This is a genomic window from Isoptericola sp. NPDC060257 (assembly GCF_042726645.1).
Classification (GTDB): domain Bacteria; phylum Actinomycetota; class Actinomycetes; order Actinomycetales; family Cellulomonadaceae; genus Isoptericola; species Isoptericola nanjingensis.
The window spans coordinates 1-10,244 of sequence record NZ_JBHXAW010000161.1 but is presented as its reverse complement, the minus strand read 5'-3'; the positions used below and the strand labels follow the sequence as shown (position 1 = coordinate 10,244).

The following is a 10,244-nucleotide window of genomic DNA, read 5'->3' as shown; positions in this document are numbered from 1 at the left end:
GTGTGTGGCTTCGGGCGCCAGGTCGACCCACCCCAGGGACGGACGTCGGGACTACTTGTTGACGGTGAAGCCCTGGCCGTTGCCGTACGTGGCGGACTGCTCCTGCCACGTCGCGAGGCCGTCCGTCAGCGTGGTGCCGGAGACGTACGCCTGGCCCACCGTGTCGTTGAAGATCGAGTTCGCGTAGACCTGGAACGGCAGGTACTGCCAGCCCTCGACGACGTTGGCCGCGGAGTCGGCGAGCACCTCGTTGATCTTCTGGCCGCCGAAGTACTCGGACTCGGCGCTGCGGAACTCGTCCGACTCGAGGTCGGCCGTGGTGGCCGGGAACGCGCCGCCGTCGAGGCGGGCCTGCACGCCGTCACCGTTCGTGGCGTAGTCGACGAAGGCGTAGGCGAGCTCCGCGTTCGTGCTGGCGGCGGGCACGGTCAGCGACGAGCCGCCGTTCTCGGAGGTGGCGTGCTGCCCGGCCTCCCACTGCGGCATCTCGGCGACGCGCCACTTGCCCTCGCCCTGCGGGACGCCGGACTCGAGGTTGGCGGGCATCCACGCGCCGATGGTCAGCGTCGCGATGGTGCCGTTGCCGAGGCCCTGGTACCACTCGTCGCTCCACGAGCCGACGGGGGCCAGCAGGTCCTCGTCGATCAGCTGCTGCCAGACCTCGGTGAACTTCTGCGTGCCCTCGTCGCCGGCGAAGTCGATCGTCACGTCGGTGCCGTCCACCTGGTACGGGTGCCCGCCCGCCTGCCAGATCATGCTGGTGGTGAAGCCGGCGTCGCCGATGTCGTTGGCGATGTAGGCCTTCGGGTCCTTCTCGTGGATGGTCCGGGCGGCCTCGAGGTACTCGTCCCACGTGGTCGGCACGTCGACGCCGTACTTCTCGAAGACGTCCTCGTTGTAGAAGAGGGCCATGGGGCCGGAGTCCATGGGCAGGCCGTAGACGCCGTCGCCGCTGTGCACGGAGTTCCACGGGCCGGTGCTGAAGGTGCCGTCCAGGTCGTCGGCGCCGAGCGGGCCGAGGTTCGTCAGCGCCTCGGAGATGGCGAACTGCGGCACGGCGTAGTACTCGACCTGCGCGACGTCGGGCACCCCGTCGCCCGCCGAGATCGCGTTCTGCAGGGCCGTGTACTGGTCGTTGCCCGTCCCGACGTTCTCGAGGTTCACCGTGACGTTCGGGTACTTCTTCTCGAAGTCCGTCACGACCTGCTCCAGCGTGGGCTCCCACGCCCACACGGTGATCTCGCCGCCCTTCTCGAGGACGGCGGCTGTGTCGACGGGCGCGGCGTCGCCGCCGCCGGAGCCTCCGTCGTCGCCGGAGCCGCAGGCGGCCAGGCCGAGGGCGAGCACGCCGGCAAGGGCGGTACCGCGCGCCAGGTGGCGGGATCGTGCGTTCATGGGGTCCTCACTTCATCGTCAGACGGGATACGCAGGAGAGATACGGGGTCATTCCTTGACGGACCCGGCGGCCAGGCCGGACTGCCAGTAGCGCTGCAGCAGCAGGAAGGCGGCGACCAGCGGCAGGATCGTGAGCAGCGCGCCGGTGATGACGAGGTTGAAGATGGCCTCGCCGCCGGCGGTGGCGGCCTGCGCGTTCCAGGCGTTGAGTCCCAGCGTCAGGGGGTACCAGGACGAGTCGCGCAGCATGATCAGCGGCAGGAAGTAGTTGTTCCAGGTGGCGACCATCGTGAACAGCAGCACGGTGACGATCCCGGGCGCGAGCAGCGGCAGGCTCACGCGGAAGAAGGTGCGGAACTCCCCCGCCCCGTCGATCCGGGCCGCCTCGAGCAGCTCGCCGGGGATGGCCTCGGCCGCGAAGGTCCACATGAGGTACAGGCCGAACGGCGAGATCAGCGACGGGATGATCACGGCCCACGGCGTGTTCGTCAGGCCCAGCTGGCTGAACATGAGGAAGGTCGGGACGGCGAGCGCCGTGCCCGGCACGGCCACCGCGCCGATGACGAGCGCGAACACCCCGCGCTTGCCCGGGAAGTCGAACTTCGCGAGGGCGTACCCGCCCAGGATGGCGAGGAACGTCGCGCCGCCCGCGCCCACGACCACGTACAGCACGGTGTTGCCGAACCACCGCACGAAGACGCCGTCGTCGTAGGTCAGCGTGGTGACGATGTTGTCCCACAGCGAGAACGAGTCGCCGAACCAGAGGCCGAACGAGGAGAACAGGTCCTCCTGCGTCTTGGTCGCGTTGATGAGCAGCCAGGCCAACGGCACCAGCGAGTACACGAGCACGACGGCGGTGAGCACCGTGAGCAGCGGGCTGCGGCGCGGCCGGGCCACCGAGTGGTGGCGCGGGGTGCGCAGCCTCGGGGCGGGACGGGCGGGGGCGGTCAGCGTCGACACGGGTCACGCCTCCTTGCGCATGCCGCGCAGCTGCACCACGTAGGCGATCACCATGGTGATCAGGCCCATGATGATGGCCACGGTCGCGGAGTAGTTGTACTGCTGGCCGGAGAACGACAGCGAGTAGGCGTACAGGTTGGGCGTGTACGACGTCGTGATGGCGTTCGGGGCGAGCGACTGCAGGATGCTGGGCTCGTTGAAGAGCTGGAAGCTGCCGATGATCGAGAAGATCGTGGCGATGACCAGCGCGCCGCGGATCGCGGGCAGCTTGATGGCGCTGATGACGCGCCACTGACCGGCGCCGTCGATCTCCGCCGCCTCGTACAGCGAGTGCGGGACGACGCGCAGCGCGGAGTAGAAGATCAGCATGTTGTAGCCGACGAACTCCCAGGTCACGATGTTGCCGATCGACGCCAGGACGAGGTCCGGCGACAGGGGGTTCGGCAGGCTGACGCCGAAGGCGTCGTTGATGTTGCCCACCAGGCCGAAGCGCGTGCCGTACATGAAGCCCCACATGAGGGCCGCGACGACCGCCGGCACCGCGTAGGGCATGAAGATCGAGATCCGGAAGAAGCTCTTGCCGTACAGGCGGCCGCTGTCGATCGCGAGGGCGACCAGCAGCGCGATGCCGAGCATGATCGGCACCTGCACCAGCAGGAACAGGCTGACGCGGCCGAGGCCCTCCCAGAACTGCGGGTCGGCCAGCGCCTGCGCGTAGTTCTCGAGCCCGACGAACGTGGTGCCGCCCACCATCTGCGTGCGGAACACCGACAGGTAGAGCGAGTAGGCGATCGGGGCGAGGAACACCAGCGCGAACACCAGCATGAACGGGCCGACGAACATCCATCCCGTCCAGCGCCGACGGCTGCGGCGCACGGCGGGCACGGCGGTCGGGGCGGGCGGCGAGGATGCCGGAGCGTCTGCGGTCACGAAGCAACTCCCAGGAGGACGGGCCAAATGTTTACGTAAACATCGTGGCCGGACTAGAGTGTCGCGAGGCGCCAGGGATGTCAAGCCCCGGACGCCGGCAGAGTCACGCGATGCACCACGAGACGCGACACGAGAGGCGGCGATGGTGGAGACGAACGGCGCGCCCGGCGTGCAGACCCGAGGGCGGGCACGCCCCCGGACGGCGCCCTCGATGGCCGAGGTCGCGGCGCTCGCGGGCGTCTCCTCGCAGACCGTCTCCCGCGTCTCGATGGGGCTCGACAACGTCAAGCCCGCGACGCGCGACCGCGTGCTCGCCGCCATGGCCGAGCTGGGCTACGCGCCCAACACCGCCGCCCGCGCGCTGCGGTACGGCAGCTTCCGCACGCTCGGGGTCATCGCCCACCAGCTGGCCCGCACGGGCGAGTCGCGCACCGTCGAGGCCGTCGTCGAGGCCGCCCGCGCCGAGGGCTACACCGTCACCATCGTCGACGTCGAGAGCCCGTCCCCCGACGACGTCTCCGCGGCTGTCACCCGCCTCTCCCACCAGGCGATCGACGGGCTCGTCATCGTGCGCGCCGAGTCCGCCACCCCGGACACGCTCGCCCTGCCCGCGCAGCTGCCCGTCGTCGTCTCCGACTCGCGCTTCGTCGGCACGCACCCCGCCGTGCGCGCCGACCAGACGGAGGGCGCGCGCCTCGCCGTGCAGCACCTGCTGGACCTGGGGCACCGCACCGTGCACCACGTCGCGGGCCCGGACGACTCGCTGCCCGCCCGCAGCCGCATCGACGCCTGGCGCGCCACGCTCGAGGCCGGCGGCCGGGCCGTGCCCGAGCCCCTGCACGGCGACTGGACCGCGCGGACCGGGTACGCCGTCGGCCGCGAGCTCGCCGCCGACCCCGACGTCACCGCCGTCTTCTGCGCCAACGACGAGACCGCGGCCGGCGTGCTGCACGCCCTTCACGAGGCCGGGCGCCGGGTGCCGGACGACGTCTCCGTCGTCGGCTTCGACGGCATCACCCTCGCCGAGCACCTGTGGCCGCCGCTGACCACCGTGGAGCAGGACTTCGCGCGCATCGGCAGCAGCCTGGTCGACCTGCTGCTGCGCCAGGTGCGCGACGACGTCGACCTGAGCGGCACGCACGAGACCGTGCCCGTCCGGCTGGTCGTGCGCGAGAGCAGCGGGCCGGCACCGCGCTAGGCCGTCGCGCCGGGTCGGTCAGAGCGCGATCGCGGCCCGGGTCGTGACCAGGCCGACGTCGCCGAGGAAGCGCTCCAGCGCGATCATCGCGACCCCCGTGGCGACGGAGTTCCCGCGCACCGTCGAGATCTCCAGGCTCAGCCCGGCGGCGGACTCCCCCGGCGCCTCCTCGACCATGCGCGCGCGGGCGAGCGGCAGCAGACGGTCGCCGATCGCCCACGTCGTCCAGCCCGTGAGGGTGACCCGCTCCGGGTTCACCACCGCCACGAGGTCGGCGAGCGCGGACCCGAGGTAGCGGGCCGTCGTCGCGAGCGTCTCCTCGACCGCCGGGTCGGGCGTGTCCGCCGCGCTGGCCCTCGCGAGCGCCTGGATGAACTCCCGCTGCAGGTCCAGGTCGCACAGCGGGTGCTCCGGCGCGATCTCGCGGAGCGTCTGCTGGATGCCGGGCGCGCCGACGTACGCCTCGACGCAGCCGCGCCGCCCGCACCGGCAGCGGCGGCCGTCGACCGCGAGCAGGGAGTGCCCCCACTCCCCCGCGGCGTTGGTCGCGCCGCGGAGGATGCGGCCCTCCAGGACGATCCCCGCCCCGACCCCGGTGCCGAGGTTCACCGTCACCATCGAGTCGGCCCCGCGCCCGGTGCCGAACCACAGCTCCGCGGTCGCGATCGCCTTGAGCGGGTTGTCGAGCACCAGGGGCACGCCGATCCGGTCGCGCAGGCTGTCCAGCTCGACCGAGTGCCAGCTCCAGTGCGGGACGACGACGGCGACCCCCGACGCGCGCTGCACGATGCCGGGGAGGGCCACCCCGACGCCGAGGACCTCGGCGGCGCCCACACCGGCCTTCGCGAGGGCCGCGTCGAAGGTCCGGCCGATGCCCTCGACGACGTACTCGGGCGAGCTCTCGTGCTCGTCGCGCGGGGTCTCGGCCGCCGCCACCTCGTCGAGGGCGGCGTCGAACACGATCGCGCGCACGTACGTCTCCGCGACGTCGATGCCCACCACGCGGCCGCGGTCGGCGTTGATGCGCAGGCTGGCGGTGGGCCGCCCGACCCGGCCGGCGCTGAGCCGCGACTCGGTGACGATGCCCTCGGAGAGCAGGTCGCCGACGACGGTGGCCACGGTGGCCGGGCTGAGCCCGGTCGTGCGGGCCAGCTCGTTGCGGGTGGCCTCCTCGGCCGTCAGCAGGGCGTGCATCACGTCCAGCCGGGACTCGCTGCGGATGTCGCGCGACGTCCGCCTCTCGACTGCCATGGTCACTCCTGGGTGGCGACGGTGCGAAGACGCGCCAGCTGCGGTCGGTTCGGCCCGGCGGTCGCGCGCACGAGCAAGCGTAGCCCGCCCTCGTTCCAGGCCGCGGGAAGCCAGAGGCGGGTCGGCCGGCCCCCGGAGAAGCGCGGCGCGGCGGGGTCGTCGAGCCAGACCCGGCCGAGCAGCTCGCCGTGCGCGAAGGCGCTCACGCGCACCTGGGTGCCGGCGAACCACAGCGACCAGCCGCCGGGCGGCAGCGCGACGTCGAGCCACGCCTCGTCGCCGGGCTCGAGGCCCAGCGGCAGCCCCACGTCCGCGCCCGGGGCGGGCCGCGCGGCCAGCCCCACGAGCGCCGTGTCCGGCTGCGCCTCGACCTGCCAGCCGCGCACGGGGTCGAGGCGCAGCAGCTCCGCCCCGCCCAGCGCGCCCGGCGTGTGCGGCAGCGTGACGGCGACGTCCGCCCCCTCCCCGGGCGCCAGGTGGAGCCACGGGTCCTCGGCCGCCACCGTGCGCCGCGCGCCGTCCACCCGCACGTCGACCGCCCCGGGCACGCCGTCGAGGCGCAGGGCGTGGTGCCGGACCCTGTCCACGGGCAGCGACCGCCGGTACGTGACCGGCCGCCCGACCCGCGTGCTGCTCCAGCCGCCGAGCGTGCGCAGCGGCGCCGGGTCGCCCGCCCAGCGCTCCCCGTCCCCGACGCTCCAGAGCGCGGACACGTCGTCGCGGGCCGCGACCGACCAGACCCGCCCGAGGCCGCGCAGCGACCCGGCGCGCAGGCCGGGCAGCCGGGCGTCGTCGAAGTTGGCGTGGCCCCAGGTCTCGACGGTCGCGGTCAGCCGGCTCGCGCCGCCGGTCGCCACCACCGTCGTCGCGCCGAAGCGCGCGAGGGTCGGGCGGGCGACGCCGTCGAGGGCGAGGTCGACCATGTCGCCCGCGCCCTCCAGCAGGACCTCGACGGCGCCGGTGACGTCGGCCGCGTAGTGGGTGCGGCCGCGGTGGACGCCGACCTCCTCCGACGCCGGCGGGAGGTCGTACGCCTCGGGTCGGCCGTCGCGGACGGGCAGGTCGAGCCGCACGGCCCGCGCCACGTCGGTGACGGGGACCGTCGCGTCCTGCGCGGGGTCGGCGTCCGCGTCCCACGCGGGCACGGGCGGGGCGGGGCTCTCCCCCGGCCCCGGCACGTCCTGCGGGTGGTGCAGGACGACGTCCCACCGGTCGTCACCGGCACGCGCGGCCGCGCGGACCGGCGCACCGGGGGCCGGCGCGGCCAGCTCCACGAGCGTCGTGCGTCCGTCGCGCGCCTCGAGGACGACGACCGCCGGGCCGTCGCCGGCGAGCTCGAGCCCGGAGGGTCCCGCCGCGACGAGGTCGGCGGTCGCCAGGCGCAGCGTCCCCGGCGCCCCGAACCGGTCGAGGGGCAGGTCCCGCAGCACCAGCAGGCACGACTCGGGCGGCAGCGCCACCTCCACGGTCGCCGAGCCTTCGGCGTCGATCGGCAGCAGCGCCTCGGCCCACGACTCCCCGAGGTTCGGCACGCCGAGCAGCGAGCCGCCGCCGTCGAGCCCGAGGCAGGACGGCGACGCGCTCGTCGGCGCCGACGTCGCGTACGCGCCGGGCGCCGCCCGGGGCACGCCGCGCGCCAGGGCCGGCCCCAGGGTCCGCACGACGGCGGCCAGCACGCGCGCCTGGGCCGTCTCCGGGCGCGGGGCGCCGACCGGCGAGAGGAACCCGCCGAAGTCGTAGTCGTGCGTCATGAAGCTGCCCGGGTCGCCCCAGTTCCCGACCGACGGCGTGTACCCGAGGTCGAAGCCGGACGCCTGCAGGTACGGCGCGAGCAGCGTCGCGCCGCTGACCAGCAGCCGGCGCAGGGTGACGTGCCGCCGGTTCGTCTCGGTCACCAGGAGGGGCAGCCCCCGGACGGCGACGAGGTCCGCGTAGCGGCGCACCTCCGGCTCGACGTGCGGCGACCGGTCGTCCGGGTAGAAGTTGAACGCCGGCGCCACGCCGTCGACCCCGCCCGTCGCGCCGACCAGGTCGCCCTGGCCGGCGCACGCGACGAGCGGCACGGTGATGCCGTGCTCGCGCGCCATGGCTGCGAGCGCCCCGACGTACCCCGCCCGGTCGTCGCAGTCGAAGAAGTCGAGCTCGTTCTCCAGCTGCACGGCCACGACGCTGCCGCCGCGGCCGTGCTGGCGAACGGCCAGGATCGGCATCACCTGGTCGAACCACTCCCGCACGTGCGCCAGGTAGCGCGGCTCGGCCTGGCGCAGCCGCAGCCCCGGCTCGAGCGTGAGCCAGGCGGGCAGCGCGCCGCCGTCCCACTCCGAGCAGATGTACGGCCCGGGGCGGGCGACCACCAGCAGCCCCGCCTCGTGGGCGAGGTCGAGGAACGTCCCGACATCGCGCCGCCCGGTGAAGTCCCAGCGGCCCGGCTCGAGCTCTTGGAAGTTCCAGGGCAGGTAGACGTCGACGGCGTCGTACCCCGTCGCCCGTACCTGGGCGAGCCGCGCCGCCCACTCCTCGCGCGGCAGGCGGAAGGAGAAGAGGGACGCGCACAGCAGCGCCTTCTCCTCGCCGTCCACCACCAGGCCCGAGGGGCCCAGGACCACGCTGCTGCTCGTCACGACCGTCACTTCACACCCGCGCTTCCGACGGAGACGTTCATCTCGTACAGGTACTTCTGGCCGAGGTAGTACACGACGATCATCGGCAGCGTCAGCATGATGGAGCCGACCATGACGAGGTTCCACGGCGGCAGCTGCATGGCGTTGCTCGTGGAGGTCATGTACTGCAGGCCGAGCGCCAGCGGCATCGTCTCCTCGGAGTTGAGGTAGATGAGCGGCCCCATGAAGTCCCCCCACGCGTGCGTCAGCGTGAAGATCGCGATGGCCGTGAGGATCGGCCACATCATGGGCAGCACGATGCGCCGGTAGATGCCGAAGTAGCCGAGCCCGTCCACCTGCGCGGCCTCGTCCATCTCGCTCGGGATGCGGGAGACGAACTGCCGCACGAGGAACACGTTGAACGCGTTGGAGAAGAAGCTCGGCACGATGAGCGGCAGGTAGGTGTTCACCCAGCCCAGCTCCTTGAACAGCAGGAACTGCGGGATCATCGTGATCTGCGCCGGGATCATCATGGTGGCGAGCACGACGACGAACATGACGTTCTTGCCGGGCGCGCGCAGGCGGGCGAACGCGTAGCCGACCAGCGACGACGAGAGCACCTGACCGACGGCGGACAGGGTCGCGATGATCACCGAGTTCAGGACGAACCGGCCCACGGGCAGTCCCGTCGCGGTGAAGACGTCGCTGAAGTTCGACCAGAGGAACTCCGTGGGGATCACGGTGAACGCGTTCTGCGCGCTGGTCTGGTCGCTCGCCAGCGCGATGGAGACCATGAGGATCAGCGGCACGAAGAAGACCGCCGAGACGATCAGCAGCACCGCGTAGGTGACGGGCGTCGCCTTGAACGCCTTGAGCGTGCGGGCCGTGGCGCCGCGGCCGGGCGCGAGGTCCGGCTCGGCCACGGCGGCGGGTGGGGCCTGGGTCGCTGCGGCCATCACCGCACCTCCGTCTCGTAGAACACCCAGCGCCGCGACGTGCGGAACGCGAGCGCGGTGAAGCCGATGATGACGACGAACAGCAGCCAGGCGACGGCCGACGCGTAGCCGAAGTGGTAGAAGCCGAAGGCCTGGTCGAACAGCAGCGGCACCACCATCTGGCTGGCGTTGTCAGGACCGCCCTGGGTGAGGATGTACACCTGGGAGAAGATCTGGAACGCGCCGATCAGCCCCATGATGAGGTTGAAGAAGATGATCGGCGTGATCTGCGGGAACGTGATCGACCAGAACTGCCGGAACGGCCCCGCCCCGTCGATCTCGGCGGCCTCGTAGAACTCCCGCGGGATGCCGTTCATGGCGCTGAGCAGCAGCACCGTGGCGCTCCCGGCGCCCCACGCGGACAGCACGACGAGCGCGGGCTTGACCCACAGCGGGTCGAGCAGCCAGTCGGGCCCTTGGACACCGAACACCCCGAGCAGGTCGTTGAGCGGGCCGGACGGCGCGAGCACCATCTTGAACACCATCGCGGTGGCTACGAGCGGCACCAGCGTGGGCAGGTAGATCATCGTGCGGAAGAACTTGCGGCCGCGGACCTTCTTGTTGAGCAGGTTGGCCAGCCAGAGGCCGACCGCCAGGCCGAGCGGGACCGAGACCGCGGCGTAGAAGAAGGTGTTCCACAGGGCCTTCCAGAACACCGGGTCGCCGGTGAGGGCCTGGACGTAGTTGTCCAGCCCGACGAACACGGGCGGCGTGAACGAGTCCCACTCGGTGAGCGAGATGTACACGGACGCGATCATCGGGCCCAGCAGGAACCCGACGAAGCCGACGAGCCAGGGCGAGATGAACAGCCAGAAGAACCGGGCCTTCGAGAACGGCCAGGCCCCGCGAGCCGAACCGCTCGAAGAAGGCGCTCTGCGGCTTCACCGAGGCGACGTGCCCGGCGAGCGCGTCGAC

8 protein-coding genes and 1 pseudogene are annotated in these 10,244 nt (G+C 72.4%); 1 reads left to right on the top strand and 8 read right to left on the bottom strand.

All coding sequences use genetic code 11. The annotated features are described in order from the left end of the window. Positions 1-51 precede the first annotated feature (51 nt). From ACFWEK_RS13745 to ACFWEK_RS13735, 3 genes are read right to left on the bottom strand one after another with little or no spacing between them, the layout of a single operon-like run. The gene (locus ACFWEK_RS13745) at positions 52-1,395 is read right to left on the bottom strand and encodes an ABC transporter substrate-binding protein (RefSeq protein ID WP_430546282.1); all 1,344 of its coding nucleotides are present in this window, start codon (positions 1,393-1,395) and stop codon (positions 52-54) included. Positions 1,396-1,443: 48 nt separating this feature from the next. After that, positions 1,444-2,355: a carbohydrate ABC transporter permease gene (locus ACFWEK_RS13740; protein WP_429763272.1), complete on the bottom strand. Its 912-nt coding sequence runs from the start codon at positions 2,353-2,355 to the stop codon at positions 1,444-1,446. 3 nt (positions 2,356-2,358) lie between these two features. Beyond that, positions 2,359-3,198, bottom strand: a complete 840-nt coding sequence (locus ACFWEK_RS13735) for a carbohydrate ABC transporter permease (RefSeq protein WP_429763782.1) — start codon at positions 3,196-3,198, stop codon at positions 2,359-2,361. A 229-nt stretch (positions 3,199-3,427) separates the two neighbouring features. Between ACFWEK_RS13735 and ACFWEK_RS13730 the strand changes: the two genes are divergently transcribed. After that, positions 3,428-4,483, top strand: coding sequence for a LacI family DNA-binding transcriptional regulator (locus tag ACFWEK_RS13730; protein ID WP_430546283.1), 1,056 nt, complete (start codon positions 3,428-3,430; stop codon positions 4,481-4,483). 18 nt (positions 4,484-4,501) lie between these two features. Here the strand turns inward: ACFWEK_RS13730 and ACFWEK_RS13725 are convergent, their stop codons facing one another. The 5 genes and pseudogenes from ACFWEK_RS13725 to ACFWEK_RS13705 all read right to left on the bottom strand — a co-directional run. Continuing rightward, on the bottom strand, positions 4,502-5,734 hold the full coding sequence (locus ACFWEK_RS13725; RefSeq protein WP_430554410.1) for an ROK family protein: 1,233 nt from the start codon (positions 5,732-5,734) through the stop codon (positions 4,502-4,504). Between the two features lie 2 nt (positions 5,735-5,736). Further along, positions 5,737-8,355, bottom strand: a complete 2,619-nt coding sequence (locus ACFWEK_RS13720) for a beta-galactosidase (RefSeq protein ID WP_430554409.1) — start codon at positions 8,353-8,355, stop codon at positions 5,737-5,739. A 5-nt stretch (positions 8,356-8,360) separates the two neighbouring features. Continuing rightward, on the bottom strand, positions 8,361-9,290 hold the full coding sequence (locus tag ACFWEK_RS13715) for a carbohydrate ABC transporter permease (RefSeq protein ID WP_430546286.1): 930 nt from the start codon (positions 9,288-9,290) through the stop codon (positions 8,361-8,363). Further along, positions 9,290-10,075, bottom strand: a complete 786-nt coding sequence (locus ACFWEK_RS13710) for a carbohydrate ABC transporter permease (protein ID WP_430554408.1) — start codon at positions 10,073-10,075, stop codon at positions 9,290-9,292. The genes ACFWEK_RS13715 and ACFWEK_RS13710 overlap by 1 nt, the downstream gene beginning before the upstream one ends. 70 nt (positions 10,076-10,145) lie before the next feature. After that, a pseudogene (locus ACFWEK_RS13705) lies at positions 10,146-10,244 on the bottom strand (Orotidine 5'-phosphate decarboxylase); the annotation flags it as partial.

What these genes read in the sequence shown, in the direction of transcription:
- ACFWEK_RS13715 (WP_430546286.1), bottom strand. Translation starts at nt 9,290, where the DNA reads ATGGCCGCAGCGACCCAGGCCCCACCCGCCGCCGTGGCCGAGCCGGAC.
- ACFWEK_RS13730 (WP_430546283.1), top strand. Translation starts at nt 3,428, where the DNA reads ATGGTGGAGACGAACGGCGCGCCCGGCGTGCAGACCCGAGGGCGGGCA.
- ACFWEK_RS13735 (WP_429763782.1), bottom strand. Translation starts at nt 3,198, where the DNA reads ATGTTCGTCGGCCCGTTCATGCTGGTGTTCGCGCTGGTGTTCCTCGCC.
- ACFWEK_RS13745 (WP_430546282.1), bottom strand. Translation starts at nt 1,395, where the DNA reads ATGAACGCACGATCCCGCCACCTGGCGCGCGGTACCGCCCTTGCCGGC.
- ACFWEK_RS13725 (WP_430554410.1), bottom strand. Translation starts at nt 5,734, where the DNA reads ATGGCAGTCGAGAGGCGGACGTCGCGCGACATCCGCAGCGAGTCCCGG.